Genomic DNA, 26,823 nt, shown 5'->3' on the forward strand with positions numbered 1-26,823 from the left:
GTCCACGGTCGCCATCAGCGCCAGGACCGCCTCCTTGCCGATCTTCGGCTCCTTGTCCTCGAGCGCCATCAGCGCCGAGCCCTTGGTGATCGGGATGTCGTCGCCCGGGAAGTCGTACTTGGAGAGCAGCTCGCGCACCTCCAGCTCGACCAGCTCCAAGAGCTCCTCGTCGTCGACCATGTCGACCTTGTTGAGGAACACCACCAGCGCCGGGACGCCGACCTGGCGGGCCAGCAGGATGTGCTCGCGGGTCTGCGGCATCGGGCCGTCGGCCGCCGACACCACCAGGATCGCGCCGTCCATCTGCGCCGCGCCCGTGATCATGTTCTTCACGTAGTCGGCGTGGCCGGGGCAGTCCACGTGCGCGTAGTGACGGTTCTGCGTCTCGTACTCCACGTGCGCCGTCGAGATCGTGATCCCGCGCGCCTTCTCCTCAGGCGCCTTGTCGATCTGGTCGTAGGCCGTGAACGTCGCCCCGCCCGTCTCGGCCAGGACCTTCGTGATCGCCGCCGTCAGAGACGTCTTGCCGTGATCGACGTGGCCGATCGTGCCAATGTTGCAGTGCGGCTTGGTGCGGGAGAACTTTTCCTTGCCCATCAGAGCCTCCTAGATTCGAATTCGCGTTGCGGAAGAAGAGATGCTTAGGCGTACTTGGCGATGACCTTGTCGGCCTCGCCGCGCGGCACCTCTTCGTAGTGATCGAACTGCATCGTGAAGTTGGCGCGGCCCTGCGAGAAGGAGCGCAGCTGGTTCACGTAGCCGAACATGTTGGCCAGCGGCACCATCGCGTTGATGACGTTGGCGTTGCCGCGCATGTCCTGACCCTGGATCTGACCGCGGCGGGCGTTCAGGTCGCCGATGACCGAGCCGGTGTACTCCTCCGGCGAGACGACCTCGACCTTCATCACCGGCTCGAGCAGGACCGAGCCGCCCTTCTGCAGCGCCTCGCGGAAGGCGGCGCGGGAGGCGATCTCGAAGGCGAGCGCCGAGGAGTCGACGTCGTGGTAGGCGCCGTCGACCAGCTCGACCTTGACGTCGACCACTGGGAAGCCGGCGAGGACGCCCGCGCCGAGGACCGAGTTGAGGCCCTTCTCGACGCCCGGGATGTACTCCTTGGGCACCGCGCCGCCGACGATCTTCGACTCGAACGAGAAGCCGGCGCCCGGCTCGTTCGGCTCGACGACGAACTTAACGCGGGCGAACTGACCGGTACCGCCGGTCTGCTTCTTGTGCGTGTAGTCGATCTCCTGCCGGCGGGTCAGCTTCTCGCGGTAGGCGACCTGCGGCTGGCCGATATTCGCGTCGACCTTGTAGGTGCGGCGCAGGATGTCGACCTTGATGTCCAGGTGGAGCTCGCCCATCCCCTTGAGGATGGTCTGGCCGGATTCCTGGTCGGTGGAGACGCGGAAGGACGGGTCCTCGGCGGCGAGCTTCGAAAGCGCGATGCCGAGCTTCTCCTGGTCGGCCTTCGACTTCGGCTCGACGGCGATCTCGATGACGGGCTCGGGGAACTCCATCTTCTCGAGGATCACGGCCTTCTGCGGGTCGCAGAGGGTGTCGCCCGTGCGGGTGTCCTTGAGGCCGGCCAGCGCGACGATGTCGCCCGCGAAGGCCTCCTTGATGTCCTCACGGTTGTTGGCGTGCATCAGGAGCATGCGGCCGACGCGCTCCTTCTTGTCGCGCGACGAGTTCAGCACGTTGGCGCCGGTCTCGACCTTGCCCGAGTACACGCGGCAGAAGGTGATCGTGCCGACGTGGGGATCGTCCATGATCTTGAAGGCGAGCATGGAGAAGGGATCCGCATCCGACGGGTGACGGACGGTCTCTTCCTCGGTCTTGAAGTCGATGCCCTTGATCTCGCCGCGATCGGCCGGGGAGGGCAGGTAATCCACGACGGCGTCGAGGAGCGGCTGCACGCCCTTGTTCTTGAACGCCGAGCCGCAGAGCACCGGGTGGAAGGCGCGCAGCTGGACAGCCTTGCGGACCAGGACGCGCATGGTGGCCTCGTCGGGCTCGTTGCCGTCGAGGTAGGCGGCCATGGCGTCGTCGTCGAGCTCGACGCAGGCCTCGACCAGCTTGGTGCGGTACTCGACGGCCTGGTCCTTGAGGTCGGCCGGGATCTCGGTCTCGTCGAAGTTGGCGCCGAGCGCCTCACCCGACCAGACGATCGCCTTCATCTTGATGAGGTCGATCACGCCCTGGAAGCTCGACTCGGCGCCGATCGGCAGCTGCAGGCAGACGGGCTTGCCGGCGACGCGGTCGATGATGTCGGCGACGCACTTGAAGAAGTCGGCGCCGATCTTGTCCATCTTGTTGACGAACACGACGCGCGGCACGTCGTACTTGTCGGCCTGACGCCACACGGTCTCGGTCTGCGGCTCGACGCCCTGGTTGCCGTCGAGCACGCAGACGGCGCCGTCGAGCACGCGGAGCGAGCGCTCCACCTCGATGGTGAAGTCGACGTGGCCGGGGGTGTCGATGATGTTCAGGCGCTTGTCGCGCCAGAAGCAGGTCGTCGCAGCCGAGGTGATCGTGATGCCACGCTCCTGCTCCTGCGCCATCCAGTCCATGGTGGCGGCGCCCTCATGGACCTCGCCGATCTTGTGGGACTTTCCGGTGTAGTAGAGAATCCGCTCGGTCGTCGTGGTCTTGCCAGCATCGATGTGGGCCATGATGCCGAAGTTGCGGTAGTCCTCGATCGCGTGCGTGCGGGGCATCGAATTGCTCCTGAGAGACGGCGGAACCGCTTACCAGCGGTAGTGCGAGAAGGCGCGGTTGGCTTCCGCCATCCGGTGCGTGTCTTCGCGCTTCTTGACGGCGTTGCCGCGGTTGTTCGCGGCGTCGAGCAGCTCGGCCGAGAGGCGCTCGACCATGGTGCGGTCGTTGCGCGAACGCGCGGCCTGGATCAGCCAGCGGATCGCGAGGGCCTGGCGGCGCTCGGTGCGGACCTCGACGGGGACTTGGTAGGTCGCGCCGCCGACGCGGCGGGAGCGGACCTCGATCATCGGGGCAACGTTGTCGAGCGCGGCGCGGAACACCTCGATCGGGTTGGCGCGGGCGCGGTTCTCGACGATGTCGAAGGCACCGTAGACGATCCGCTCGGCGGTCGACTTCTTGCCCTCGTACATGATGGAGTTCATGAACTTCGTCAGCACCACGTCCCCGTACTTCGGGTCCGGGATGATCTCACGCTTCTCGGCAGAGTGACGACGGGACATCTTCTGAGACTCTCGAACGAAAAGATCTTAAGCGCCCCGCGCAGGCCGCCTCAGCCCTCAGGCCGGCGACATCCTTGCGAGGCCGTGGAAACGCGTACCGGCGCCCGGGAAATATCCGGGCGTCCGACTTACTTCGGGCGCTTGGCGCCGTACTTCGACCGGCGCTGCTTGCGGTTCTTCACGCCCTGCGTGTCGAGCACGCCGCGCAGGATGTGGTAGCGCACACCCGGAAGATCCTTCACGCGGCCGCCGCGGATCATCACCACGGAGTGCTCCTGAAGGTTGTGACCCTCGCCCGGGATATAGCCGATCACCTCGAAACCGTTGGTGAGGCGCACCTTGGCGACCTTCCGGAGCGCCGAGTTCGGCTTCTTCGGGGTCGTCGTGTAAACGCGGGTGCAGACGCCGCGCTTCTGCGGGCAAGCGTCGAGCGCCGGAACCTTGTTGCGGCTCCGCTGGATCTTCCGCGGCTGGGCGATCAGCTGGTTGATCGTCGGCATCCTGTGCCCTCTTCCTCGGTCACCTAGTCCGAACTGCGCAGGGCAGTCCGCAAAACGAATATGCGCCGGAGGGCCTGTCACGGACCCTCGGCGCGGTGTGGGCAGAGGAGCACGCCCGAAACGAACGCGCTCGTACCTACGGATCTGACTTACAGCGTCAGGCGATTTGAACCCTCGGAGCGCTCGGGGCGATGGCGGCGGCTTCCAGGGTTGCGCCCAAGGGCCGTCGGCAGCCGATGGCCGTCCGAAGTGGCGCGCTTCTAGACGCCGTTGCGCCGCAGGTCAATGCGGTCACGGCAGAAAACTGCACCGCGGCGGAGGTTAAGGATCGGTCAAGGGCGCGCAGGGCGCCCGCGATCGGCGAGCCTTCGCGACGGCGGAGCCGAGGGACCGCTATCGCGCACGGCGCCTCGTCCCGTCAACGGAAGCCGGGGCAGGCCGGCCACGTGGCGGCGGGACTTCGGCGCAGCCTCGGGCCCTGCCCGGGCGCGGCAGGAGAATCTGCCCCGCAGCCGCCAGATCTTTCGGCGAGCGGCACCCGCCCGCGAGGAAAAAATAGAATCTTTCTCCGTTGATTTTCGTGTTCCCCAAAGATGAAATGCGCTGGCGGTCGAGATAAATCCTGCTGGCATCCTCTGATTTTGCGCCAATAGCGAAGACCAGATCGATTTATCCTCCAACGCAGAAGTCCGACGCGATTTAGACTGCTATATTCGCGATATTTGATCAGCGCTCTGCCTGTACCGGCCCCGAACCATCCGATGGAGTCACGCGTGCGCCGCCTCTTCGCCCTCGTTCTCGCGACCCTCCTGTCGGTCGGCCCCGCAACGGCCGACCGTCTGGACGACATCAGAAAGGCCGGCGTTCTCCGGGTCGCCGCCTTCGACAGCAACCCGCCGTTCGGCTTCGTCGATCCCGCGACGAAACGGATCGCCGGCCTCGACATCGACTACGCGCAGGCCATCGCCGACGCGCTCGGCGTCAAGCTGGAGATCCGGCCCACCAACCCGGCGAATCGTATCCCGCTGCTGACCTCCGGCAAGGTCGATCTGGTTCTGGCGAACTTCACCATCACGGACGAGCGGGCGAGGCAGCTCGATTTCAGCATCCCGTACTTCGCCTCCGGCCAGCAGTTCCTGGCCAAGAAGGGCACCCTGTCGTCGCCGGAGCAGCTCAATGGGCTTCGAATCGGTGCAGACAAGGGCACCACCAACGAGATCGTCCTGCGCCGCGACTTCCCGAAGGCGGTCGTGGTCGCGTTCGACGACACGCCCTTCGCATTCACGGCCCTGCGCAACGGCAATGTCCAGGCGATCACGCAGGACGGCCCGAAGCTGGTCGGGCTGCTCGCGAAGGTGCCGGACCGGCAGAACTACGAGATCCCCGCCTTCAGCATCTCCAACGACTATATCGGCGTCGGCATCCCGAAGGATGAGGCGCGGCTCCGGGACCGCGTGAACGAGACCCTGCGCGGCCTGGAGTCGAGCGGCAGGGCGGCGGCGATCTACGACCGCTGGTTCGGGCCCGCGACCGAGCAGCCGCTGCCGCGCCTGTTCCGGATCGGGGACCGTCCCTGACCGGGGCGGCACGACGACGATGGCCGCGCTGTTCGGCGATCCGCTCGCGCCGCGCTACCTCGTCTGGCTGCTGCAAGGCTTCGGGATGACCCTTACCTTGTCGGCAGCCACCTGCCTTGCCGGCACGGTGCTGGGCCTCGCGGCGTGCGGGCTGCGCGAGGCGGGCGGGCGCGCGGGGCGCGGCGTCGTGGCCGTCTCCGTCGGCATCGTCCGCAACACGCCGCTGCTGGTGCAACTCTTCGTCTGGTACTTCGCGGTGGCCGCCGCCCTGCCGCAGGGCGTGACGGCCTGGCTCAACGCGCCGCACGTCCTGGACCTGGGATTCGGGATCCTGCGCTGGCCCGCTTACGAGAGCCTCGCCGGGTTCTGCGGGCTCACGCTCTACGCGGGCGCCTACATCGCCGAGGAACTCCGCGCCGGCATCAGGGCCGTCCGGCCCGCTCAGCGGGCGGCGGCCCTGGCCCTCGGCCTCACGCCCGTCCAGGCGTTCCGCCACATCGTCCTGCCCCAGGCCCTGCGCGTCGCCTGGCTGCCGATCGTCGGCCAGTACCTCAACACGCTCAAGAACACGTCGCTGACCATGACGATCGGCCTCGCGGAGCTGTCCTACGCGTCCCGGCAGGTGGAGACCGAGACCTTCCAGACCTTCCAGGCCTTCGGCATCGCGACGCTGCTCTACGTCGGCGCGGCCGCCGCGGCGGAGACGACCGGGCAGATCCTCGAGCGCCGCGCCCGTCGACCGGGCCGGCACCGATGAATCCGTCGGTCATCATCGACAATCTCGGCTACCTGATGGTCGGGGCCTGGCCCGACGGGCCGGTCGGCGGGCTGGGCCTGACGCTGATCCTCTCCGGCCTGTCCGGCCTGGCCTCGGCCGCGCTCGGGCTCGTCCTCGGCATCGCCCTGGCCGTGAGCGCGGGCGCGGCCCGGGCAGCGCTCACCGCCGGGCTCGGCGTCCTCCGCGCCGTGCCGGTCGTGATGCTGATCTTCTGGACCTACTTCCTGCTGCCGATCCTGTTCGGCGTGTCGATCCCCGAGATCGGCACGGTCGCGGTGGCGCTGTCGCTCGTCGGAGGCGCCTACCTGTCCCACGGGGTGGCGGCGGGCATCGCGAGCGTCGGCCGTGGTCAGTGGGAGGCCGGCCTCGCGCTCGGCCTCGACCCCTGGCGCACCCTGCGCTTCGTCGTCCTCCCGCAGGCGCTGCGGGCCATGGCACCGTCCTTCGTCAACCAGTGGACCACGCTCATCAAGGACACGTCGCTCGCCTACGTGATCGGCGTACCCGAACTCGCCTTCGTGGCGGCGCAGGTGAACAACCGCGCGATGGTCTACCCGGCCGAGATCTTCCTCTTCGTCGGTGCCGTGTACGGCATCCTCTGCGCCGGTCTCGACGGGCTGGCCGCCCGGCTGACGAATACCGGCAAGGTCACGGCACATCGCACCCCGTGACGGAGCGGCCGGCCGACGCGCCCGAGCCGGCTCACGGGACACGACCGATTTACCGGGGCACACGTGCAAGGCGTACCGGATCGGGGCAGGTGCGCGCCGGCACGGTCTACGGAGAATTAAAGCGATCCATCGAATTGTCGCGCACATCGGGCGGCCAACTCGCCGCCGCAGGTTCGCGTCGAGGGTGTTGCGTATGGGTTGCGTCGCGGTCAGCAACGTCGTTCCGTTCCGGCGGCCGATTCCCGCCCAGGCCCCCGGCGAGCGGGAGGCGCGCAACCGTCGCCGCAGCGAGCAGCGCTCCCTCCTGGACGCTGTCTACGCGACTGGCAGCATGGTCGTCGCCGCGGAGGATCGCGGCCTCAAGCTCACCGCCTCGCGGCTGCAGGTCTACGGCTTCCTGGCGATCGAGGAGGTCGGCGAGGACGGCCTGATGCGGCGGCTTCGCCCGTCCGAGGCGATTCGCGCCCGGTCGGAGCGACCCTGGCGCCTGTCGAGGCCCGCGAGCGGAGCCTCGGTCACCATCCCGAGCCTCGACGGATTCCTGTTCGAGACTGCCGGCCAACCGATCTGATCGACCCCGAACGCTGCACGTCAACCGACCGGCGCGCCGAGAGGCGCGCCGGTCGTCGCACGTTCAGGGCTCGCGTTCCGCGGCCGGACGGGCGGGCACCGCAGCGATCGAGCCGCGCGGCGCCGCGGACCAGCCCCGAAGCCGGATCACCCCCCCTATGCGGCAGCGACGATTTCCCGCCGCTCCGCTTGCCATCACCCGCGGCCCGTAGTATGCGCCCGGCCTTCGCGACATTTCCGATGGGTGCTCGCACCCCGTGAACGCGGTGACCGCGCCGGTGTCTGACGACACCGCCAGCGCGGTCGAACACATGAGCCGGGGACGTCAGGTCCCCATCAGGCGTCGTCCGCCGGGCAATACCGTCCGTGTGCGGAAACCCGCCTGAAACAAGGAGTCACGCACGTGATCCAGATGCAGACGAATCTGGACGTCGCCGACAACTCGGGTGCACGCCGTGTGATGTGCATCAAGGTTCTCGGCGGGTCGAAGCGCAAGTATGCCGGCGTCGGCGACGTGATCGTCGTCTCCGTCAAGGAGGCGATCCCGCGCGGTCGCGTCAAGAAGGGCGACGTCATGAAGGCGGTCGTCGTCCGCACGGCGAAGGACGTGAAGCGCGCCGACGGTTCGGTGATCCGCTTCGACAAGAACGCCGCGGTCCTGATCAACAATCAGAAGGAGCCGATCGGCACCCGTATCTTCGGACCGGTGCCGCGCGAGCTCCGCGCCCGCAACCACATGAAGATCATCTCCCTGGCTCCGGAGGTGCTGTAATGGCCGCCAAGATCAAGAAGGGCGACAAGGTCGTCGTGCTCACCGGCCGCGATTCGGGCCGGTCGGGCGAGGTGATCCAGGTTCTGCCGAAGGAAGGCCGGGCCTTCGTGCGCGGCATCAACCTGGTGAAGAAGCACCAGAAGCAGACCCAGAACCAGGAAGGCGGCATCATCTCCAAGGAGGCCGCCATCCAGCTCTCGAACATCGCGGTCGCGGATGCCAACGGCAAGCCGACCCGCGTGGGTTTCCGCATCCTCGAAGACGGGCGCAAGGTCCGGTTCGCCAAGACCACGGGGGATCAGATCGATGGCTGAGGCCGACAAGAACGCCTACACCCCGCGCCTGCGCAAGCACTACGACGAGGTGGTTCGCCAGAAGCTGATCGAAGAGTTCGGCTACAAGAACCCCATGGAAGTGCCGCAGATCACGAAGATCGTGATCAACATGGGCGTCGGCGAGTCCACCGCGGACTCGAAGAAGGCCTCGGTGGCGGCGGGCGACCTCGCCCTGATCGCCGGCCAGAAGCCGGTCATCACCAAGGCCCGCAAGGCCATCGCGACCTTCAAGGTCCGCGAGGGCATGCCGATCGGCTGCAAGGTGACCCTGCGCAAGCAGCGCATGTACGAGTTCATGGACCGGCTGATCACCATCGCGCTGCCGCGCGTGCGTGACTTCCGCGGCCTGAACCCGCGCTCGTTCGACGGCCGCGGCAACTACGCCCTGGGTCTCAAGGAGCACCTCGTGTTCCCGGAGATCTCCTACGACAAGGCCGAGCAGATGTGGGGCATGGACATCGTCGTGGCGACCACCGCCAAGACCGATGCCGAGGCCAAGGCGCTGCTCGCCGCCTTCAAGTTCCCGTTCCGGCAGTGAGGCCCTCGGGTCTCAGACGCGGACACCGGAGATAGACGACATGTCGAAGAAAAGCTCAGTCGAGAAGAATGAGGCCCGCAAGGCGCTGGTGAAGCGCTTCGCGGCCAAGCGGAAGGCGCTCCTCGAGATCGCCAACAACGACGCCCTCGAGATGGAGGAGCGCTTCGAGGCGCGCCTCAAGCTCGCGGAACTGCCGCGCAACTCGTCGGCCACGCGCATCCGCAACCGTTGCGGCATGACCGGCCGTCCGCGCGCCTACTACCGCAAGATGGGCATCTCGCGCGTGGCGCTGCGCGAGCTTGGCAACCGGGGCCTGATCCCCGGCCTGGTCAAGTCGAGCTGGTAAGGAGGTCCCCATGGTCAACGATCCCGTGGGCGACATGCTCACCCGCATCCGCAACGGCCAGCTGCGCCGTCGCAACGTCGTCCAGACGCCCGGCTCGCGCCTGCGCGCCAGCGTCCTCGACGTCCTGAAGTCCGAGGGCTACATCCGCGACTACGCGGCGACCGACCTCGGCAACGGCCGCACCGAGTTCGCCATCGAGCTCAAGTACTACGACGGGCGCCCCGTGATCCGCGAGATCAAGCGCGTCTCGAAGCCGGGCCGCCGGGTCTACTCGTCGGTCGGCGATCTGCCGCACGTGGCCGACGGCCTCGGCGTCACCATCGTCTCCACCCCGCAGGGCGTCATGGCCGACCACGAGGCGCGCGAGCGCAACGTCGGCGGTGAAGTGCTCTGCACCGTGTTCTGATCGGGACGGAGGAGGTTATCCCATGTCTCGCGTAGGCAAGAAGCCGGTCCCCGTACCGGCCGGCGTTACCGCCACGGTCACCGGTCAGACGGTGAAGATGAAGGGTTCGAAGGGCGAGCTGTCGTTCGTCGTTCCGTCGCTCGTCAACGTGGCGATGAAGGACGGCGCCATCGAGGTGCAGCCCGTCAACCAGTCCAAGCCGGCGCGCTCCCTGTGGGGCACGTCGCGGGCGCAGATCGCCAACATCGCCGAGGGTGTTTCGAAGGGCTTCGAGAAGAAGCTCGAGATCACCGGCGTCGGCTATCGCGCCGCGATGGCCGGCAAGGCGCTCAAGCTGTCGCTCGGCTACAGCCACGACATCGAGTACGCGATCCCGGCCGGGATCACGATCGTTACCCCGAAGCCCACCGAGATCACGATCTCCGGGATCAACCGCCAGCAGGTCGGTCAGGTCGCCGCCGAGATCCGCGACTACCGCGGACCCGAGCCCTACAAGGGCAAGGGCGTGAAGTACGCGGGCGAGTTCATCTTCCGCAAGGAAGGCAAGAAGAAGTAAGGAGGGCATCATGTCTCGCAAGCTCGAAGCCCTCGATCGTCGCAAGGCGCGCGTCCGCCGCGCGCTGCGGGCCGCCGCCAACGGCCGCCCGCGGCTCTCGGTGTTCCGCTCGTCGAAGCAGATCTACGTGCAGGTCATCGACGACGTCGCCGGCAAGACGCTGGCCTCGGCCTCGTCGATCGACAAGGCGCTCAAGGGCGAACTGAAGACCGGCGCCGATGTCGCCGCCGCCAAGGCGGTGGGCAAGCTGGTCGCCGAGCGCGCCAAAGCCGCGGGCGTCACGAAGGTGATCTTCGACCGCTCCGGCTACATCTACCACGGCCGCGTCGCCGCCGTGGCCGAAGCCGCCCGCGAGGGTGGCCTGGAGTTCTAAGTCACGACGGCGGGCCGGGCGGATCCTCTTCGCCCGGCATATCCGAAACCCGATCGAGCGAGCGGCTCCGCCGGCCGCGTCAGTGAGATGGACAGGTAGACAACATGGCACGTGAACGTGAGGGCGGGGGCCGCGGCCGCCGCGAGGATCGCGAGGAGCGCGACAGCGAGTTCGTGGACAAGCTTGTCCACATCAACCGCGTCGCCAAGGTGGTCAAGGGCGGCCGTCGCTTCGGCTTCGCGGCCCTCGTCGTCGTCGGCGACCAGAAGGGCCGCGTCGGCTTCGGCCACGGCAAGGCCCGCGAGGTGCCGGAGGCCATCCGCAAGGCGACCGAGGCCGCCAAGCGCGGTCTGATCCGCGTCTCCCTTCGCGAGGGCCGGACCCTGCACCACGACGTCAACGGCCGCCACGGCGCCGGCAAGGTGATCCTCCGCGCGGCCCCGCAGGGCACCGGCATCATCGCCGGCGGCCCGATGCGCGCCGTGTTCGAGACGCTCGGCATGCAGGACGTCGTCGCCAAGTCGCTGGGTTCGTCGAACCCCTACAACCTCGTGCGCGCCACCTTCGAGGCGCTCAAGAACGAGGATAGCCCGCGCTCCGTGGCGGCCCGCCGCGGCATCAAGGTGTCGACGCTGCAGTCACGTCGCCGCGATGCCGATCCGGCCGACCAGTCCGAAGCCGCGGTCGCGTAAGGGAGGGTCCGATGGCACAGAAGACCGTCCGCATCGAGCAGATCGGCTCGCCGATCCGCCGCGAGGCCAGCCAGCGCCAGACGCTGATCGGCCTCAAGCTGAACAAGCTCCACCGCGTGGCCGAGCTGGAGGACACCCCCTCCGTGCGCGGCATGATCCGCAAGGTTGCGCACCTCGTGCGCGTCCACGGCGACGTGGCGTGAGGAGGTCCCGATGAAGCTCAACCAGATCAGCGACAATCCCGGCGCCACCAAGGACCGGATGCGCGTGGGCCGGGGCATCGGCTCCGGCAAAGGCAAGACCGCGGGCCGCGGCGTGAAGGGTCAGAAGGCCCGGACCGGCGTGTCCATCAAGGGCTTCGAGGGCGGTCAGATGCCGCTGCATCGTCGCCTGCCGAAGCGCGGCTTCAACAACCTGTACGCCCAGGACCTGAACGAGGTGAACCTCGGCCGGATCCAGGAGGCCGTCGACGCAGGCAAGCTCGACAAGGCCGCCACCGTCACGGTGGAGAGCCTGGTCGCCGCCGGCATCATCGCCCGTCCGCGCGACGGCGTGAAGCTGCTCGGCGTCGGCGAGCTCACCGCGAAGCTCAGCTTCGAGGTCACCCGCGCCTCCAAGTCCGCCGTCGAGGCGGTCGAGAAGGCCGGCGGCTCGGTCAGCACCGTCTACGCCCAGGGTGCCTCCACCCGCGGCGGCAGCGAGGCGGCCACGGCCTGACGGACGCTACGGGGCGACCGCGGGACCCGTTGCACGGGCTCCGCGCACCCTTTAAGCCGATCCTTCGAGCGGCGGCCCTGCGACCACGCGGGCCGCCGTTTTCATTTCATCCGGGCGCCGGTCGCCCGGCGACACTTCCAGGACGCGACGCTTATGGCCTCAGCCGCCGAGCAGCTTGCCGCCAATCTCAATTTCGGTGCGATCGCGAAGGCCGATGAGCTGAAGAAGCGCATCTGGTTCACGCTCGGCGCCCTCGTGGTGTTCCGGCTGGGCACGTACATCCCGATTCCCGGCATCGATCCGGAGCAGTTCGCCCGGAACTTCCAGCAGCAGGCGGGCGGCGTGCTGGGCCTGTTCAACATGTTCTCGGGCGGCGCCGTGGAGCGCATGGCGATCTTCGCCCTGAACATCATGCCCTACATCTCGGCCTCGATCATCGTGCAGCTCCTGACCTCGGTGATCCCGAGCCTGGAAGCGCTCAAGAAGGAGGGCGAGTCGGGCCGCAAGGTCATCAACCAGTACACCCGCTACCTGACGGTGGTGCTGGCGCTGGTTCAGTCCTGGGGCATCGCCATCGGCCTCCAGGGCTCCTCGGCCGCCATCGATCCGGGGCCGTTCTTCCTGGCCTCGACGGTGATCACCCTGACGGGCGGAACCCTGTTCCTGATGTGGCTCGGCGAGCAGATCACCTCGCGCGGCATCGGCAACGGCTCGTCGCTAATCATCTTCGCCGGCATCGTGGCCCACCTGCCGGTGGCGATCGCGGGCGCGCTCGAGCTCGGCCGCACCGGCGCCCTGTCCCCGGCGATCATCCTGGGCGTCGGCGTCGCCGCCGTCGCGCTCGTCTACTTCATCGTGTTCATGGAGCGCGCCCAGCGCCGGCTCCTGATCAACTACCCGAAGCGCCAGGTCGGCAACCGTATGTACGAAGGTCAGACCTCGTTCCTGCCGCTCAAGCTCAACACCTCGGGCGTGATCCCGCCGATCTTCGCCTCGTCGCTGCTGCTGCTGCCGGCCACCGCCGCGAGCTTCTCGGCCAACGGCGGCGCCACCGGCTGGCTCGGCACGGTCACTGCCTATCTCGGCCACGGCACGCCGCTGTTCATGGTGCTCTACGCGGCGCTGATCATCTTCTTCACGTTCTTCTACACCGCGGTGGTCTTCAATCCGCAGGAGACGGCCGACAACCTGAAGAAGCATGGCGGCTTCATCCCAGGTATTCGCCCGGGCGAGCGCACCGCGGCCTTCATCGACAAGGTGCTGACCCGCATCACGGTGATCGGTGCGTTGTACCTGACCCTCGTGTGCCTCTGCCCGGAGATCCTGTCGTCCTACGCCGCGGCCAGCCTCGGCTTCGGCGGCACGTCCCTGCTCATCGTGGTCTCGGTCACGATGGACACGGTGGCGCAGGTCCACGGTCACCTGATGGCCCATCAATACGAGGGCCTCGTGAAGAAGGCCAAGCTGCGTGGCGCGTCGACCACGCAACGGCGGCGCTGAGCCTGCTACAGAGGCGGCCGGACCCCGAGGACGCTCCCGCCTCTGGCCCAAAGGTCTGGATGCCTCACCGGCCCGGACCGGCTAGAAAACCCCGAACCCGGCGATGCCAGGGAGGCTTCGCCACCACGGCTTGTGCCCACTGAGAGAGTGGGCCGAACGAGGACAACGCCATGCGCATCATTCTGCTCGGGCCGCCCGGTGCGGGGAAGGGGACGCAATCCGAGCGGATCGTACAGCGCTTCGGCATCCCGCAGCTGTCGACGGGGGACATGCTGCGCGCCGCGGTGGCCGCCGGCACGCCGGTCGGCCTCGAGGCCAAGGCGGTGATGGAATCCGGTGGTCTCGTCTCCGACCGGATCGTGGTCGGCATCGTCGCCGACCGGATCGAGGAGCCGGACGCCCGCCGCGGCTTCATCCTCGACGGCTTCCCGCGCACGGTCGCGCAGGCGGAAGCGCTCAGCGAGATGCTGGCGAGCAAGGGCTTGAGCCTCTCCGCCGTCATCGAGCTGAAGGTCGACGAGAACGCCCTGGTCGGCCGCATCGAGAAGCGCGCCGCCGAGACCCTGGCCCGCGGCCAGGCCGTGCGGAAGGACGACACCCCCGAGGTGTTCAAGCAGCGGCTCGAGGCATACCGCGCCCAGACGGCGCCCCTCTCCGCCTATTACGCGCAGAAGGGCATGCTGGAGACCATCGACGGCATGCAGCCGATCGACAAGGTCACGGCCGACCTGATGGCGACACTGGAGCCGCACGAGGAGCGCGTCGCCTCCTGAGGGCGATCGCGGCGCGCTGACCGACCGTTTCGGCGCGCCCGTGAACCCGGCGGTGTCCCTGGGGGTTATGGGGCGGGTCCACGATCGGAAACGCCATGACCGTCCGCCTCCTCGCCACCGCCTCCCTCCTGCTCGCGGTGGCCCTCCCGCCGCTGCCGGCCTTCGCGCAGAGTCCGGCCCAGTCCTTCGTTTACGGCCAGAAGCGGTTCCGCAACGCCTGCCGGCCGCCGCTGAAGTATCTGGCGGGGACTTGCGCCCGCCGCTGCCCGGCGGGCTACCAGGACATGGGCCGCACTTGCCGGCTGCGGAATCAGGGCTTTCGCTGAGGCGCGGGCGGCCGCCCGCCGGGGGCGTGGCTCAGATCCGGCCCTCCCTGCGGAGGCTGCCGAAGAAATTGACGACGTCCATCTGGAGCGACCGGTGGCCGAACAGGCGCAACGGGTAGCCCTCCGCGGTGCCGTCGCGCAGCTCGATCATCGCCGTCATCGTGTTGTAGCGGAACACCATGCGGCGACCGGCGAAGGTCGCCCAGAGCAGGGGCGGACCACCATCCGCGTCCTGCAGCGCGACCGAGCCAGGCTCCGCCTCGGCGAGAACGCCGCCGATCACCGCCAGCGTCACCGGCATGACCTCCTCCAGGGTCTCCTCGGCGGCGCGCAGCACCGAATCGGCGAAGGCCCGCAGGGTCGCGCCGTCGCTCGTCAGAACCGCCATCTTCGCTCCTCGACCAGATCCCAGGGCGCCGCGACGCGCGCGTGACGGGGCGAGGCCGTGCCGACCCGTCGTTGACAACGGGCCGCCCGCGCGCTAGCAGGCCCTCCTTCGTCCAACCGAACGATGGTCCGAGGTGCCCTGTCCAGGGCCGCCCGCGGGCCGCGTCGTCGTTTCACGTGCGCAGGGGCCGGCCTCCACCGGACGCGCGCGACACCGGCCCGGATCCCCGGGTCCCACATGGAGAGTGATCGTGGCCCGTATCGCAGGCGTCAACATCCCGACCAACAAGCGCGTCGTCATCGCGCTCCAGTACATCCACGGCATCGGGGCCAAGAAGGCCGAGGAAATCACCCAGAAGGTGAACATCCCCGCCGAGCGTCGCGTCAACCAGCTGACCGACGCCGAGGTTCTGTCGATCCGCGAGACGATCGATCGCGACTATCTCGTCGAGGGCGACCTGCGCCGCGAAGTCTCGATGAACATCAAGCGCCTGATGGATCTCGGCGCCTATCGCGGTCTGCGTCACCGCAAGCAGCTGCCGGTCCGCGGCCAGCGCACCCACACCAACGCCCGCACCCGCAAGGGCAAGGCGAAGCCGATCGCCGGCAAGAAGAAGTAAGTTTTTGGAACTGGGAGGCCGTGCTCCGCTCGGCCTCCTTCCCGTCGCGTCAGGTATCCCGCAACGGGTCCGGCGCCGGCTCGACCGCCCCGCACGGGTGCTCCGGCCAAGTCCCAAAAAGAATCCCGAGCGCCTGGTGTTACGGGCGTGCCTGAAGGAAGAGTGAGACCAGAATGGCTAAGGAACCGCAACGCGTCCGCCGCCGCGAGCGCAAGAACATCGTGTCGGGCGTCGCCCACGTGAACGCCTCGTTCAACAACACGATGATCACCATCACGGACGCGCAGGGCAACACGATCTCGTGGTCGTCCGCCGGTGCGATGGGCTTCAAGGGCTCGCGCAAGTCGACCCCGTACGCCGCCCAGGTCGCCGCCGAGGATGCTGGCCGCAAGGCCGCCGAGCACGGCATGCGCACCCTCGAGGTCGAGGTGTCCGGTCCGGGTTCGGGCCGCGAGTCGGCGCTCCGCGCCCTGCAGGCCGCGGGCTTCACGGTGACCTCGATCCGCGACGTCACCTCGATCCCGCACAACGGCTGCCGGCCGCGCAAGCGCCGCCGCGTCTGATCGAAGCCTGCGAAGCCTTTTGACGGAGAAGCTCATGACGGGATCGAAGCCGCTTCCGGGCGTGCTGCGTTGGAACCTCGGCGACCTCACGGTCACCGCGCTCAACGACGGCTGGTTTCAGGCCAGCCTCGATCTCGTCACGGGCATCTCCAAGGAGGAGGCTGGGCGGCTCCAGGTGGCGGGCTTCCGCACCGAGCAACCCAAGATCACGCTGAACGCCTTCCTGATCACGGGCCCCGGCCTCAAGCCGACCCTGATCGACACGGGCTACGGCGATCTCGCGCCGGCGCCGACCCTCGGCCGGGCCGGGGCGGCGCTCGCGTCGACCGGCGTCGCGCCGGAGGAGATCGGCACGGTGCTGGTCAGTCACCTGCACCCCGACCATGTCGGCGGTCTCGTGAAGGACGGCGCGGCGCGCTACTCGAACGCCGAGATCGTGCTGCACGCCGACGAGGCGGCGCACTGGCTTCCGGACGAGGCCCTGGCCAAGGCGCCGGAGGCCGCGAAGCCCTACTTCGAGGGCGCCCGCAAGTCCCTGGCTCCCTACGCCGGCAAGGTGCGCGAGCATCGCGGCGGCGAGGTCCTTCCGGGGATCACGGCGGTCCATCTGCCCGGCCACACGCCGGGCCATTGCGGTTTCCGCATCGTCTCCGGTGGACAGGCGCTGATGATGTGGACCGACGTGGTGCACCTGCCGGCGATCCAGTTCAAGAACCCGGAGGCCGGCGTCGGCTTCGACGTCGACGGCGACCAAGCGCGGGAGACGCGCAAGCGGATCCTGGACGAGGTGGCCCGCGAGCGCACGCTCATCGCCGGCGGCCATCTCGAATTCCCGGCGCTCGGCTACGTGGATCGGGATGGAGCTGGCTACAGCTTCGTGCCGGTGCTGTGGGTCGGCGGCGAGTAACGGCGGATACGGATTTCAGGGACCGTTCGGGGCGCCAGGGGGCGGCACCGAGTGGCCGAAGCGCGGGGACGGGCGTCGCGGATCCCGGGCAAGGACGAGAGGTAGGATCGTGGTCATTCAGAAGAATTGGCAGGAACTGATCAAGCCGAACAAGCTGCAGGTCACGACCGGCGACGACCCGAAGCGGGTCGCCACGGTCGTCGCCGAGCCGCTCGAGCGCGGCTTCGGCACGACGCTGGGCAACGCCCTGCGCCGCGTGCTCCTGTCGTCGCTCCAGGGCGCCGCCGTGACCTCGGTGCAGATCGACGGCGTGCTGCACGAGTTCTCGTCGATCCCGGGCGTGCGCGAGGACGTCACCGACATCGTCCTCAACATCAAGACCATCGCGATCCGCTCGCAGACCGACGCGCCCAAGCGCATGACCCTGCGCAAGACCGGCCCGGGCCTCGTCACCGCCGGTGACATCGGCACGGTCGGCGACATCCAGATCCTGAACCCCGACCTCGTGATCTGCACCCTCGACGACGGCGCCGAGATCCGCATGGAGTTCACGGTCGCCACCGGCAAGGGCTACGTCCCGGCCGAGCGCAACCGTCCCGAGGACGCGCCGATCGGCCTGATCCCGGTCGACTCGCTGTTCTCGCCGGTCACCAAGGTCAGCTACCGCGTCGAGACGACCCGCGAGGGCCAGGATCTCGACAAGGACAAGCTGACCATGACGGTCGAGACCAACGGTGCGGTCTCGCCGGAGGACGCGCTCGCCTACGCGGCGCGCATCATCCAGGACCAGCTGCAGGTCTTCGTGAACTTCGAGGATCCGCGCAAGGAAGAGGCCGCGCCGCTCGCGCCGCAGCTGCCCTTCAACCCGGCGCTGCTCAAGAAGGTCGACGAGCTGGAGCTGTCGGTCCGCTCGGCGAACTGCCTGAAGAACGACAACATCGTCTACATCGGCGACCTCATCCAGAAGTCCGAGGGCGAGATGCTGCGGACCCCGAACTTCGGCCGCAAGTCGCTCAACGAGATCAAGGAAGTGCTCGCCGGCATGGGTCTGCATCTCGGCATGGACATCCCCGGCTGGCCGCCGGAGAACATCGAGGATCTCGCCAAGCGCTTCGAGGAACACTACTGAGCGGCGAAGCCGCCTCGGGCTGAACCGGGCGGCGCCGCACCGCGCCGCCGGTTCGGCCCATCCAGGCCCGGGACCCGCGGCGACGACGCCACGTCCCGAACGAATCCCGCCGCGGGGTTACGCGGACATCAACCGCCCCGTTCCCGGGGCACCCGGCCGTACCGTGGCACGGCGGCCGAGACGAGAAGGAAGCCAGCACCATGCGTCACGCCTACCGCGGCCGCCGTTTCAACCGCACCGCCGAGCATCGCAAGGCGATGTTCGCCAACATGTCCGCCGCGCTGATCAAGCACGAGCAGATCATCACCACCCTGCCGAAGGCGAAGGACCTGCGTCCGGTCGTCGAGAAGCTGATCACGCTGGGCCGCATCGACAGCGTCCACACCCGCCGCCTCGCCATGGCGCAGCTCCGCGACGCCGACATGGTCAAGAAGCTCTTCACCGTGCTCGGCCCGCGCTACAAGGGCCGTCCGGGCGGCTACTGCCGGATCATGAAGGCGGGCTTCCGCCAGGGCGACAACGCCCCGCTCGCGGTGATCGAGTTCGTCGACCGCGACGTCGAGGCCCGCGGCAAGGATTCCGGTCCGAGCCAGGTCTCCGAAGCCGCCTGATCGGCACGGAGCGCCCCGTCGCTCCTATTCTTTGAGAAGCCGTCCCGGACCCTCCGGGGCGGCTTCTCGCGTTTCGGCTCCTCGCCGCGATCGCCATGACGACGCGCGAACAACAAAAAAACCCGCCGGCTCGCGCCGACGGGTCTGAAGCAGGGTCCACGTCTCGGATGGTCGCGGGAGCTCGCCCTGGCGGCCCGTCTCAGACAGGCCGGGAACTCGACCGCGCCGCGCTCCGAAAACCCCTATCCCTGCCGGGACTCGTCCGGTGGACCGTCCTGGTCGAGATCGTTGTCACGCCTGCGGCGCGGGAAGATGCCGTGATTGCTCATGGTCCACCTCCTCTTCGTAACCCGGGGCCTGCGGGCCCCACGAGGAGAGAATGAGCCGGCAATCGATTGGTTGCAAGCCCCCGTCAGCCGACGGGTCCGGCTCCGCCGTCGAGCAGCGTGGCGACCCGGGCCGCGAGGTCCGCGGAGCGGAACGGCTTCGTGAGCACCGGCAGGTCGTCGGGGATCTGCATCGCCTCGGCATGTCCGGTGAGGATCAGGACCGGCAGGCGCGGATCGCGCTCGCGGATCTCGGCGGCCAGCTCGATGCCGCTCATGCCGGGCATGGCGAGGTCGGCGACGACGATGTCGTAGCGGTCGGCCTCGAGGAGCCGGAGCGCGGCCTCGCCGTCGCCGGCTTCCGTGGTGCTGTGGCCGAAGCCGGTGAGGAACGAGGCCGTCACGTGGCGCACCTGCGAATCGTCGTCGACGATCAGGACGCGGGCCCGCCGGCCGGCGACCGGGACGGTGCCGGCGGTCTCGGGCGCCTGCTCGGGCGCCTGATCGGCGAAGGGGAGGGCGAGCTCCACGCGGGTGCCCCGACCGACCACGCTGTCGATCGCCAGCCGGCCCTTGGATTGCTGCGCGAGGCCGAACACCATGGCGAGGCCGAGCCCGGTGCCCTGGCCGACGGCCTTGGTGGTGAAGAACGGCTCGCAGACCCGGCGCAGGATCTCCTCCGGGATGCCGGTGCCCTCGTCGGTGACGCTGATGCCGAGATAGGTGCCGTCGGCGATCTCGGGATCGCCGCTGATCGCGAGCCGGCGCGTCGCGACCGTGATCGCCCCCCCGTCCGGCATGGCGTCGCGGGCGTTGATGCAGAGGTTGAGCACGGCGAGCTCGAGCTGATCCGGATCGACCTGGACCGCCGGCAGGCCGTCCGCGAGGTCGGTCCGGACCGTCACGAGGCCGCCGAGGCTGCGTCCGAACAGATCGCTCATCCCGGAGATCAGGGTGTTCACATCGACGGCGCGCGCCTGGAGGTCGTGGGCGCGGCTGAAGCTCAGGAGGCGCTTGGTCAGGGACGCCCCGCGCTCGGCGGCGCCGCGGGCGTTCTCGATCAGGCGCTGGACCCGCGGCTGGTCGGCGACCTTCGGGCCGGCGAGCTCGAGGCTGCCGAGGATCGCGGTCAGCAGGTTGTTGAAATCGTGCGCGATGCCGCCCGCGAGGGTGCCCAGCGCCTGCATCTTGTCCGACTGGCGCAGGCGCGCCTCCAGGGTCCGCTGCTCGGTCACGTCGCGCTCGATCGTCGCGAGGTGGCTGATCGCCCCGCCCGCGTCGCGGATCGGCACCCGCGTCACGTGGCTCCACTGCTCGGCTCCGGTCGGGCCGTCGCTGATCAGGCTCTCGGCCACCGCCCCGGACCGGATCGCGGCCGCGTCCGCCGCCGTCACGGCCTCGGCCTTCGGGCCGAGGAGGTCGGCCTCGCGCCGCCCGAGGCTGGCGGCGACGTCGTGGCCGAGGAGGGCGGCCTTGCGGCCGTTCAGCCGGACGAAGCGGCCCTCCGCGTCCTTGAAGCTGATCGCGTCCTGGGCGTGGTCGAGGAGGCCGCGCAGGAGAGCCCGCTCGGTGGCGAGGTCCCGGCCGAGGCGGTGGCGCTCGAAGGCCTGCCGGACGGTGGAGCGGAGCAGGCCCGCGTCCCAGGGCTTGGTGACGTAGCCGACGATGCCGCCGCGGTTGAGGGCGGCGATCACCGCGGTGATGTCGGCGTAGCCGGTCAGCAGGATCGCCTGCGCGTCGTGGAAGCTGCGGGCCTCGGCGAGGAGCGCGTCGCCGGTGAGGCCCGGCATCCGCTGGTCCGAGAGCACGACGGCGATGTCGGGCTCGGCGCGCAGGATCTCCAGCGCCTCGGCCGGGCGCGAGGTCGTCAGAACCCGGTAGGAATCCTCGAACAGATCCTCCAGGGCGATCAGGATGTCCGGCTCGTCGTCGACGGCCAGGATCGTCCCTACACCTGCCGTACCGTCACTCATGCACTGGCCGCCTGCCGCGGAATCCCGATCACGAAGCAGGCTCCCCCACCCGGGGCCGTCTCCACGGTGAGCGAGCCGCTATGCGCTTGAACGACGCTGTAGGCAATCGCAAGACCCAGGCCCGTGCCGGATCCGACCGGTTTCGTCGTGAAGAACGGCTCGAAGATCTTCTCACGCAGCGTATCCGGGATGCCAGGCCCGGTATCGCTGATGCGAATCTCGTCGAGTTCGGGGTTCGACTGGGTCGTGATCCGGATCGTGCCGCCCTCCGGCATGGCGTCGGCGGCGTTGCCCAGGATGTTCATCACCACCTGGTTGAGCAGCGCCGGGGTGCAGTGGATCTCGGCGCGGCCCGCGAAGCTGCGCTCCACCGCGATGCGCTCGCCGAGCTTGTGCTGGATCAGCGCGAGCACCGTCTCGATCGCCTCCGGCACGTTGACCAGGGCGCGCTCGCCCTCGTCGAGGCGCGAGAACTTCCGGAGGTTCAGCACCAGATCCTGGATGCGGGTCAGCCCCATCCGCATCGAGCCGACCCGCTGCCGGGCCTTGTCGATGGCGCGGGTGGCGGCCTCCGGAGCGGCGCCCGGCAACTCGCCGAGCAGGCGCTCGACGGTGCCCTGGTGGGCCAGGATGAAGGCCAGGGGATTGTTGATCTCGTGGGCGATCCCCGCCACCAGCTCGCCGAGCGAGGCCATCTTGGCGGCCTGGACGAGCTTGGACTGCGCCTCGGTGAGCTGGCGGTTGGCGTCGGCGAGGTCGCGGTTGGCCCGCTCCAGGGCGTCGGCGAGGCCCGCTCGGGCCTCGGCCGCGTCGGCCTCCGCGCGGGCGCGCTCCACCGCCCGCTCGCGCTCGCCGAACTGGCCGGCGATGCGCCGGTCGTCCTCCTCCAGGAGCCGCCGCCGCACGAAGCCGCGGACCCGCAGGGCCAGGACCTCGGCGTCGGTCTTCGAGACCACGTCGTCGGCGCCGGCCGCGTAGGCTTCGACGAGGAAGTCCTTGGCGGGATCGCTGCCGGCGATGCCGACGAGGTGGAAGCCCGCGCCGGCCGCCTGTCCCGAGCGCCGCTGGCTGATCGCCCGGCACAGGGCGAGGCCGTCATAGGCGTGCCCCAGGAGATCGACCGTCACGCAGTCGAAGGCCTCGTCGCCGGCGGCCGCGTCCAGGGCGGCCAGGGCTGCCTCCGGCCCGTCGACGCTCGCCACGTGGTGGCCGTCCTGGCCCATCACGCCGGCGAGGAAGGTCCGGTAGGTGGCGCTGCCGTCGATCACCAGGACCCGCCCGCGCCGGAACGCGGCGGCGCCCGGTCCCTCACCGTCGGTCGTCGGCCGGCGCTCGCGCAGCAGGGCGCGGATGCGCAGGATCATCAGGTCGCGGTCGGCGGATTTCGGCAGGTAGGCGTCGGCGCCGCTCTCCAGACCCTGACGCTCGCCGCCGCTGCCGCCGGTCAGCATCAGGACCGGCAGGGCCCGGGTGCGCAGCGACAGGCGCATCTGCCGGATCAGCTCGTCGCCGTTCATGCCCGGCAGATGGTAATCGGCCACCACGAGGTCGGGCTGGCTGCGGTTGAGATGATCGAGGGCGGTCTCGGCGGAGGCGCAGCGCTCCACCGCGAAGCCGTGCGCCTCCAGCAGCAGGCGCAGTTCCAGGGCCTGCGTCTCCGAATCCTCCACCAGAAGGATCCGGGCCGGCACCTCCGCCGGGCCGGCCTCGCTCACGGCCGCGCTCCCGCATCCACGAGACGCAGGACGTGGTCGGCGACGCGGTCGAGGGGCAGGACGGCGCGGGCGGCCCCGAGCCGCACGGCCGCCGCCGGCATGCCGTAGACCACGGCGGTGCTCTCGTGCTCGGCCACGGTCTGGGCGCCGGCCCGGTGCATGTCGGCGAGGCCCAGGGCCCCGTCCTCGCCCATGCCGGTCAGCAGCACGCCGATGCCGGAGGGTCCGGACTGCCGGGCCATGGACCGGAACAGCACGGTGGCGGCCGGGCGCTGGCCGGAGACCGGCGCGGAATCGATCACCCGCAGGATCCGGCCGGAGCCGATCTCCAGGTGGCGGTCGCCCGGGGCCACGTAGACCCGGCCGGGTTCGGCGCGCTCGCCGTCCTGGGCGAGGGAGACCGGGAGGGCGACGACGCTGTCGAGCCAGCTGGCGAACCCGTCCATGAAGGCCGCGCCCATGTGCTGGACGACCAGGACCGGCAGCGGGAAGTCCTTGGGCAGGGCGCCGATCACCCGCGCCAGCGCCGGGGGACCGCCCGTCGAGGCGGCGATGCCCAGGAGGCTCGGGGCCTGCCCGGACAGGTCGGCCAGCGGCGCCTGGGGCGCGACGGCGGAGCGGCCGGCCCACTCGGTGCCGATCGGCCGGCGGCGGATGACCGGAACCTGGGCCATGATCCGCAGCTGCGTGCAGATCTCGCCGGCCACGCCCTCGTAGCCGGCATGGGTCGTGGCCACGGGCTTCTCGACGACCGACAGGGCCCCGGCCCGGAGCGCGTTCATCGAGATGCGCAGCGAGTTATCCTCGACCGAATCCGCCACCACGACGATCGGGGTCGGGTGCTCGGCCATGATCCGGCGGGTCGTCTCCAGCCCGTCGATCCCCGGCAGGCGGATGTCCATCGAGATCACGTCCGGCCGCACGGTCCGGAGCTTGTCGAGGGCCTCCTCGCCGGAGGCGACCGCGGCCACGAGCTCGAGGCGGGGATCGCGGGAGACGATGTGGCGCAGCAGCTCGCGCACCACGAGGCTGTCCTCCACGAGCATCACACGGACGGGGGTCATAGGAGCTGCCCGATCGTATCCAGCAGCTGGCGCTGGTCGAACTTCTGCTTGGTCAGGTAGGCGTCGGCGCCGAGATCCAGGCCCCGGGCGACGTCGGCGGCATCCCCGCGGGAGGTCATCAGGATCGCCGGGAGCCGGGCGAAGCGCTCGTCGGCCCGCAGGGCCTTCAGGAGGCCGAACCCGTCGAGGCGCGGCATCTCCACGTCGGCGAGCACCAGGTTCACGGGCTCGATCTCGGCGCGCAGCCGGTCGAGGGCGTCCTGCCCGTCGACGCAGACGACCACGCGGTAGCCGGCGGCTTCCAAGATTCCCTTCTCCAGAGTCCGGGTGGTGATCGAATCGTCGACGACCAGGATGGTCGCGCGCGCGGACGCGGCCGCCGCGGCGTGAGTCGTCGAACGTGGAGCCGGCGCCATCGTTCCGAGCGCGCCGCCCGTTGTCCCGGCCTGGGCGCGCGAAGCGAGCCCCTCGGGGTCGAGGACCAGCACCGGCACGTCCCCGTGCAGCACCGCCGTGCCGGCGATCAGACCCGGATCGGCGCCGAAATCCGGCGCGGGCAGGACCAGGAACGGGCGGACGTCGTGCAGGCGGTCGACCGCCAGGGCGAGACGGCCGCCGCCGGTCCGCAGGACGACGGCGGTCAGCGTGCCGGGATCGGCCGGGTCGGCGACCTGTCCGAGGATCGCGGCGAGGTCCGTCACCGGGTGGCTCGTCGCGGCGTCCCCGTCACCGAGGCGCACGATCGTCCGGCCCATGGCGACCGGCAGGTCGTCGCGCCGCAGGCGCAGGAGGCGCTCCACGGCGCCCCCGGGGAGGGCGTAGCTGCGCCCGGCCGCCTCGACCAGCAGCAGGCTGCGCCGGGCCGCCGAGAGCGGCAGGCTGAAGATCAGGGCGGTGCCGGCCGGGTCGCGCGGCTCCAGGCGGACGCTGCCCATGAGCTGGCGGGCGGCGTCCGCGGCGACCGAGAGGCCGTAGCCGCGCCCCGACAGGGTGTCGACCGCCTCGGCGGTGGAGAAGCCGGGCTCGAACACGAGGCGCAGCAGGGTGTCGGGTTCGGCCGCGGAAGCGGGGCCGAGGAGGCCGCGCTCGCGGGCCGCCGCCTCGATCCGGGCGAGGTCGGGGCCGGGCCCGTCGTCGAACACGGTGACCTGCAGGCGGGCGCCGCGCACCGCGACCTCCAGCCCGAGGCCCAGGGCCTCCGGCTTGCCGACAGCGCGCCGCACCTCCGGCGCCTGCCAGCCGTGGCTGAGGGCGTTGCGCAGGGCGTGGAGCAGCGGATCCTTCAGCGCCTGCAGCGTGCCGCGCTCCACCGGCAGGTCGAGGCCCCGCAACGTGAGATCGACCTCGCGGCCCTGCTCCCGGGCGGTCTCGCGCAGCGACCGGGCGAGGGGGGCCAGGACGGTCTCGGCCGGGACCAGGGCGAGGCGCTCGGCGGCGGCGCGGACGCGGGTCGCGGCGCCCTCGACCGCGCTGGTCGCGGAGGCCTGGCGCCGCGACAGGTCCGCGGCCTCCCGGGCGAAGGCGCCCGCGCGCGCCGCGAGGGCGCGCCACTCGGGCCGCTCCGCGCCGGCCCCGGCCGCGAGAGCCTCGGCGCCGACGCGCAGGTCGCGGGCCAGGCGGGCGAGCCGGGCGAGGCCGTCGGCCGCGGGCGCCTGGCCGGCCAGGGTGCTGGCGAGATCGTGGCTCGCCCGGGCCAGCGCCTCGACGGCCTCCGCCGGCACCCGCAGGATCGCCGCGGAGGCCTCCGGCGGCTCGGAGCCGGGTTTCGGCGCGGGGTCGGCCTGTGTCGGCGCGGCGGTCGCGGCCGGCGGGGATGCCGGCGCGGCGGGGGGCCCCGGTGGCGGGCTCGGACTCGGATCCGGCAGCGGAGCGGGTGGTGCGGGTTGTGCCGGCGGCGGCGTCTCGCCCGGGAGCCGGAGGACGTGGCCGAGGGCCGCCAGGGCGTCGGCCGGCATGTCCGGACCGGACCCGTCGGTGAGGCCGGCGACGTAGGACTCGATCCGGTCGAGGGCGAGGTGGACGGCGTTGGCCGCCTCGCGGTCGAGGGCGGTGGCGCCGGTGCGCACGCCCTCGAACAGCGTCTCGAGACGGTGGGCCACCGCCTCGACCGCCGGGAGGTCGACGGCGCGGGAGGCGCCCTTCAGGCTGTGGGCGCGGCGGAAGACGTCGTTCCAGTCCGGCGTGGCGCTGCCGAGCGCCCCGCGGATCGCCGCGACGTGCTCCCGGTGCTCGACGTCGAAGGCGGCGAGCAGGAGCTTGCGGATATCCTCGGCCAACGGGGCGCCCGCCTCAGTGCCGGTATCGTTCGGCCAGGGCCATGAGGGCCTGGGCGAGCTCGGTGAGGTTTGCGGAGGCGGCCTCGACCTGCCGCGTGCCGGCCGCGGTCTGCTGGCTGGCCTGGCGGATGTTCTGCAGCGCCCCCATCACCTGCTCGATGCCCAGCTGCTGCTGGTTGGTCGAGGCCACGATCTGCTGGAACGTCTGCACGTTCTCCTCCACCCGCGCGGTGATCTCCTCGATCGTGCGCTGCGTCGTGTCCGAGCGCGTCTTGCCCGCCGCCGCGCGCTTGACCGCCTCCTCCGTCAGCATCACCGACGTGTTGATGCCCCGCTGGATCTCGCCCAGGATCCCCCGCACCTGCCCCGTGGCCGCCTTGGCCTGGTCGGCCAGGAGCTTCATCGCCGAGGCCACCACCGAGAAGCTGCGCCCGCTCTCGCCGGCCGCGGCCGCCTCGATGGCGGCGTTCAGCGCCAGCAGGTGCGTGCGCTCCGAGATGTCGTTGACCGTCTCGATGATGTCGCCGATCGTCTGGGTCTTCTCCGACAGGCTGACGATGTTGCCGGCCACCGCCTCCGCCTGCTCGCGGATCGCGTCCATGGC

General features: G+C 70.0%; 32 protein-coding genes. 22 read left to right on the forward strand and 10 right to left on the reverse strand.

Annotated features, from left to right (window positions below; genetic code table 11):
• The 4 genes from BMY19_RS28695 to rpsL all read right to left on the reverse strand — a co-directional run.
• On the reverse strand, window positions 1–597 hold a 597-nt coding region (locus tag BMY19_RS28695), incomplete at its 3' end, for a GTP-binding protein (protein WP_139215651.1).
• A 44-nt stretch (window positions 598–641) separates the two neighbouring features.
• Window positions 642–2,717, reverse strand: coding sequence for an elongation factor G (gene fusA, locus BMY19_RS28700; RefSeq protein WP_020096272.1), 2,076 nt, complete (start codon window positions 2,715–2,717; stop codon window positions 642–644).
• Between the two features lie 30 nt (window positions 2,718–2,747).
• Window positions 2,748–3,218: a 30S ribosomal protein S7 gene (gene rpsG / locus BMY19_RS28705; RefSeq protein ID WP_012319183.1), complete on the reverse strand. Its 471-nt coding sequence runs from the start codon at window positions 3,216–3,218 to the stop codon at window positions 2,748–2,750.
• 128 nt (window positions 3,219–3,346) lie between these two features.
• Entirely contained in the window at window positions 3,347–3,718 is a 372-nt protein-coding gene (gene rpsL / locus BMY19_RS28710; RefSeq protein ID WP_007557568.1) for a 30S ribosomal protein S12, read from the reverse strand.
• A gap of 773 nt (window positions 3,719–4,491) precedes the next feature.
• On the opposite strand from rpsL, the gene BMY19_RS28715 reads away from it, so the two are divergent.
• From BMY19_RS28715 to BMY19_RS28795, 17 genes are all read left to right on the forward strand, one after another.
• Window positions 4,492–5,295 (forward strand): ABC transporter substrate-binding protein, encoded by an 804-nt coding sequence (locus BMY19_RS28715; protein ID WP_210186939.1) that lies wholly within the window; start codon window positions 4,492–4,494, stop codon window positions 5,293–5,295.
• 19 nt (window positions 5,296–5,314) lie between these two features.
• Complete coding sequence (locus BMY19_RS28720; RefSeq protein ID WP_100253735.1) at window positions 5,315–6,052, forward strand: amino acid ABC transporter permease; 738 nt, start codon at window positions 5,315–5,317, stop codon at window positions 6,050–6,052.
• On the forward strand, window positions 6,049–6,744 hold the full coding sequence (locus BMY19_RS28725) for an amino acid ABC transporter permease (protein ID WP_100253736.1): 696 nt from the start codon (window positions 6,049–6,051) through the stop codon (window positions 6,742–6,744). The genes BMY19_RS28720 and BMY19_RS28725 overlap by 4 nt, the downstream gene beginning before the upstream one ends.
• A 193-nt stretch (window positions 6,745–6,937) precedes the next feature.
• On the forward strand, window positions 6,938–7,315 hold the full coding sequence (locus BMY19_RS28730; RefSeq protein ID WP_091683603.1) for a hypothetical protein: 378 nt from the start codon (window positions 6,938–6,940) through the stop codon (window positions 7,313–7,315).
• 402 nt (window positions 7,316–7,717) lie between these two features.
• Window positions 7,718–8,086, forward strand: coding sequence for a 50S ribosomal protein L14 (gene rplN, locus BMY19_RS28735; protein ID WP_010686182.1), 369 nt, complete (start codon window positions 7,718–7,720; stop codon window positions 8,084–8,086).
• Window positions 8,086–8,400: a 50S ribosomal protein L24 gene (gene rplX / locus BMY19_RS28740; protein WP_012319178.1), complete on the forward strand. Its 315-nt coding sequence runs from the start codon at window positions 8,086–8,088 to the stop codon at window positions 8,398–8,400. The genes rplN and rplX overlap by 1 nt, the downstream gene beginning before the upstream one ends.
• Window positions 8,393–8,959 (forward strand): 50S ribosomal protein L5, encoded by a 567-nt coding sequence (rplE, locus tag BMY19_RS28745; RefSeq protein WP_020096277.1) that lies wholly within the window; start codon window positions 8,393–8,395, stop codon window positions 8,957–8,959. Before rplX ends, rplE begins: the two co-directional genes overlap by 8 nt.
• Window positions 8,960–8,999: 40 nt before the next feature.
• Entirely contained in the window at window positions 9,000–9,305 is a 306-nt protein-coding gene (gene rpsN, locus BMY19_RS28750; RefSeq protein WP_010686179.1) for a 30S ribosomal protein S14, read from the forward strand.
• A 10-nt stretch (window positions 9,306–9,315) separates the two neighbouring features.
• Window positions 9,316–9,711 carry a 30S ribosomal protein S8 gene (rpsH, locus tag BMY19_RS28755; protein WP_100253737.1) on the forward strand — a complete coding sequence of 132 codons (396 nt, stop codon included), beginning with the start codon at window positions 9,316–9,318 and terminating at the stop codon, window positions 9,709–9,711.
• Between the two features lie 22 nt (window positions 9,712–9,733).
• The gene (gene rplF / locus BMY19_RS28760; RefSeq protein ID WP_020096278.1) at window positions 9,734–10,267 is read left to right on the forward strand and encodes a 50S ribosomal protein L6; all 534 of its coding nucleotides are present in this window, start codon (window positions 9,734–9,736) and stop codon (window positions 10,265–10,267) included.
• Window positions 10,268–10,277: 10 nt separating this feature from the next.
• The gene (gene rplR / locus BMY19_RS28765) at window positions 10,278–10,640 is read left to right on the forward strand and encodes a 50S ribosomal protein L18 (RefSeq protein ID WP_020096279.1); all 363 of its coding nucleotides are present in this window, start codon (window positions 10,278–10,280) and stop codon (window positions 10,638–10,640) included.
• Between the two features lie 104 nt (window positions 10,641–10,744).
• Entirely contained in the window at window positions 10,745–11,332 is a 588-nt protein-coding gene (gene rpsE, locus BMY19_RS28770) for a 30S ribosomal protein S5 (RefSeq protein ID WP_012319173.1), read from the forward strand.
• A gap of 11 nt (window positions 11,333–11,343) precedes the next feature.
• Entirely contained in the window at window positions 11,344–11,535 is a 192-nt protein-coding gene (rpmD, locus tag BMY19_RS28775; protein ID WP_056531230.1) for a 50S ribosomal protein L30, read from the forward strand.
• Window positions 11,536–11,545: 10 nt separating this feature from the next.
• Window positions 11,546–12,049, forward strand: a complete 504-nt coding sequence (gene rplO, locus BMY19_RS28780) for a 50S ribosomal protein L15 (protein WP_091683605.1) — start codon at window positions 11,546–11,548, stop codon at window positions 12,047–12,049.
• 153 nt (window positions 12,050–12,202) lie between these two features.
• Complete coding sequence (secY, locus tag BMY19_RS28785; protein WP_020096282.1) at window positions 12,203–13,549, forward strand: preprotein translocase subunit SecY; 1,347 nt, start codon at window positions 12,203–12,205, stop codon at window positions 13,547–13,549.
• A 170-nt stretch (window positions 13,550–13,719) separates the two neighbouring features.
• Entirely contained in the window at window positions 13,720–14,322 is a 603-nt protein-coding gene (locus BMY19_RS28790) for an adenylate kinase (RefSeq protein ID WP_020096283.1), read from the forward strand.
• Window positions 14,323–14,417: 95 nt separating this feature from the next.
• Window positions 14,418–14,648: a hypothetical protein gene (locus BMY19_RS28795; protein ID WP_020096284.1), complete on the forward strand. Its 231-nt coding sequence runs from the start codon at window positions 14,418–14,420 to the stop codon at window positions 14,646–14,648.
• 31 nt (window positions 14,649–14,679) lie between these two features.
• Here BMY19_RS28795 and BMY19_RS28800 read toward each other — a convergent pair whose 3' ends face one another.
• Window positions 14,680–15,036 (reverse strand): hypothetical protein, encoded by a 357-nt coding sequence (locus tag BMY19_RS28800; RefSeq protein WP_020096285.1) that lies wholly within the window; start codon window positions 15,034–15,036, stop codon window positions 14,680–14,682.
• Window positions 15,037–15,286: 250 nt separating this feature from the next.
• Between BMY19_RS28800 and rpsM the strand changes: the two genes are divergently transcribed.
• The 5 genes from rpsM to rplQ all read left to right on the forward strand — a co-directional run bounded on the left by rpsM (window position 15,287) and on the right by rplQ (window position 18,865).
• Window positions 15,287–15,655, forward strand: coding sequence for a 30S ribosomal protein S13 (rpsM, locus tag BMY19_RS28805; RefSeq protein WP_010686168.1), 369 nt, complete (start codon window positions 15,287–15,289; stop codon window positions 15,653–15,655).
• Between the two features lie 173 nt (window positions 15,656–15,828).
• Window positions 15,829–16,218, forward strand: coding sequence for a 30S ribosomal protein S11 (rpsK, locus tag BMY19_RS28810; RefSeq protein ID WP_010686167.1), 390 nt, complete (start codon window positions 15,829–15,831; stop codon window positions 16,216–16,218).
• A 34-nt stretch (window positions 16,219–16,252) separates the two neighbouring features.
• A complete protein-coding gene (locus BMY19_RS28815; protein ID WP_100253738.1) occupies window positions 16,253–17,125 on the forward strand; it encodes an MBL fold metallo-hydrolase in 873 nt (290 codons plus the stop codon).
• A gap of 109 nt (window positions 17,126–17,234) precedes the next feature.
• Window positions 17,235–18,254, forward strand: a complete 1,020-nt coding sequence (locus BMY19_RS28820; RefSeq protein ID WP_010686165.1) for a DNA-directed RNA polymerase subunit alpha — start codon at window positions 17,235–17,237, stop codon at window positions 18,252–18,254.
• Window positions 18,255–18,454: 200 nt separating this feature from the next.
• On the forward strand, window positions 18,455–18,865 hold the full coding sequence (gene rplQ / locus BMY19_RS28825) for a 50S ribosomal protein L17 (protein WP_020096288.1): 411 nt from the start codon (window positions 18,455–18,457) through the stop codon (window positions 18,863–18,865).
• Window positions 18,866–19,277: 412 nt separating this feature from the next.
• Here rplQ and BMY19_RS28830 read toward each other — a convergent pair whose 3' ends face one another.
• The 5 genes from BMY19_RS28830 to BMY19_RS28850 form a co-directional block, all read right to left on the reverse strand.
• Complete coding sequence (locus BMY19_RS28830) at window positions 19,278–21,164, reverse strand: response regulator (protein WP_100253739.1); 1,887 nt, start codon at window positions 21,162–21,164, stop codon at window positions 19,278–19,280.
• Window positions 21,161–22,879, reverse strand: coding sequence for a response regulator (locus BMY19_RS28835; RefSeq protein WP_100253740.1), 1,719 nt, complete (start codon window positions 22,877–22,879; stop codon window positions 21,161–21,163). The genes BMY19_RS28830 and BMY19_RS28835 overlap by 4 nt, the downstream gene beginning before the upstream one ends.
• Entirely contained in the window at window positions 22,876–23,943 is a 1,068-nt protein-coding gene (gene cheB / locus BMY19_RS28840; protein ID WP_026605430.1) for a chemotaxis-specific protein-glutamate methyltransferase CheB, read from the reverse strand. The genes BMY19_RS28835 and cheB overlap by 4 nt, the downstream gene beginning before the upstream one ends.
• Entirely contained in the window at window positions 23,940–26,219 is a 2,280-nt protein-coding gene (locus BMY19_RS28845; protein WP_100253741.1) for a hybrid sensor histidine kinase/response regulator, read from the reverse strand. The genes cheB and BMY19_RS28845 overlap by 4 nt, the downstream gene beginning before the upstream one ends.
• 13 nt (window positions 26,220–26,232) lie before the next feature.
• On the reverse strand, window positions 26,233–26,823 hold a 591-nt coding region (locus BMY19_RS28850), incomplete at its 5' end, for a methyl-accepting chemotaxis protein (protein ID WP_244535062.1).

Source organism: Methylobacterium sp. UNC300MFChir4.1 (assembly GCF_900110155.1).
In the GTDB taxonomy this organism is placed as follows: domain Bacteria; phylum Pseudomonadota; class Alphaproteobacteria; order Rhizobiales; family Beijerinckiaceae; genus Methylobacterium.

Excerpts from the sequence above, each read along its gene's own strand:
- fusA (WP_020096272.1), bottom strand. The coding sequence starts at position 2,717 with ATGCCCCGCACGCACGCGATCGAGGACTACCGCAACTTCGGCATCATG.
- rpsG (WP_012319183.1), bottom strand. The coding sequence starts at position 3,218 with ATGTCCCGTCGTCACTCTGCCGAGAAGCGTGAGATCATCCCGGACCCG.
- rpsL (WP_007557568.1), bottom strand. The coding sequence starts at position 3,718 with ATGCCGACGATCAACCAGCTGATCGCCCAGCCGCGGAAGATCCAGCGG.
- BMY19_RS28720 (WP_100253735.1), top strand. The coding sequence starts at position 5,315 with ATGGCCGCGCTGTTCGGCGATCCGCTCGCGCCGCGCTACCTCGTCTGG.
- BMY19_RS28725 (WP_100253736.1), top strand. The coding sequence starts at position 6,049 with ATGAATCCGTCGGTCATCATCGACAATCTCGGCTACCTGATGGTCGGG.
- BMY19_RS28730 (WP_091683603.1), top strand. The coding sequence starts at position 6,938 with ATGGGTTGCGTCGCGGTCAGCAACGTCGTTCCGTTCCGGCGGCCGATT.
- rplX (WP_012319178.1), top strand. The coding sequence starts at position 8,086 with ATGGCCGCCAAGATCAAGAAGGGCGACAAGGTCGTCGTGCTCACCGGC.
- rplE (WP_020096277.1), top strand. The coding sequence starts at position 8,393 with ATGGCTGAGGCCGACAAGAACGCCTACACCCCGCGCCTGCGCAAGCAC.
- rpsN (WP_010686179.1), top strand. The coding sequence starts at position 9,000 with ATGTCGAAGAAAAGCTCAGTCGAGAAGAATGAGGCCCGCAAGGCGCTG.
- rpsH (WP_100253737.1), top strand. The coding sequence starts at position 9,316 with ATGGTCAACGATCCCGTGGGCGACATGCTCACCCGCATCCGCAACGGC.
- rplF (WP_020096278.1), top strand. The coding sequence starts at position 9,734 with ATGTCTCGCGTAGGCAAGAAGCCGGTCCCCGTACCGGCCGGCGTTACC.
- rplR (WP_020096279.1), top strand. The coding sequence starts at position 10,278 with ATGTCTCGCAAGCTCGAAGCCCTCGATCGTCGCAAGGCGCGCGTCCGC.
- rpsE (WP_012319173.1), top strand. The coding sequence starts at position 10,745 with ATGGCACGTGAACGTGAGGGCGGGGGCCGCGGCCGCCGCGAGGATCGC.
- rpmD (WP_056531230.1), top strand. The coding sequence starts at position 11,344 with ATGGCACAGAAGACCGTCCGCATCGAGCAGATCGGCTCGCCGATCCGC.
- rplO (WP_091683605.1), top strand. The coding sequence starts at position 11,546 with ATGAAGCTCAACCAGATCAGCGACAATCCCGGCGCCACCAAGGACCGG.
- secY (WP_020096282.1), top strand. The coding sequence starts at position 12,203 with ATGGCCTCAGCCGCCGAGCAGCTTGCCGCCAATCTCAATTTCGGTGCG.
- BMY19_RS28790 (WP_020096283.1), top strand. The coding sequence starts at position 13,720 with ATGCGCATCATTCTGCTCGGGCCGCCCGGTGCGGGGAAGGGGACGCAA.
- BMY19_RS28795 (WP_020096284.1), top strand. The coding sequence starts at position 14,418 with ATGACCGTCCGCCTCCTCGCCACCGCCTCCCTCCTGCTCGCGGTGGCC.
- BMY19_RS28800 (WP_020096285.1), bottom strand. The coding sequence starts at position 15,036 with ATGGCGGTTCTGACGAGCGACGGCGCGACCCTGCGGGCCTTCGCCGAT.
- rpsK (WP_010686167.1), top strand. The coding sequence starts at position 15,829 with ATGGCTAAGGAACCGCAACGCGTCCGCCGCCGCGAGCGCAAGAACATC.
- BMY19_RS28815 (WP_100253738.1), top strand. The coding sequence starts at position 16,253 with ATGACGGGATCGAAGCCGCTTCCGGGCGTGCTGCGTTGGAACCTCGGC.
- rplQ (WP_020096288.1), top strand. The coding sequence starts at position 18,455 with ATGCGTCACGCCTACCGCGGCCGCCGTTTCAACCGCACCGCCGAGCAT.
- BMY19_RS28830 (WP_100253739.1), bottom strand. The coding sequence starts at position 21,164 with ATGAGTGACGGTACGGCAGGTGTAGGGACGATCCTGGCCGTCGACGAC.
- cheB (WP_026605430.1), bottom strand. The coding sequence starts at position 23,943 with ATGACCCCCGTCCGTGTGATGCTCGTGGAGGACAGCCTCGTGGTGCGC.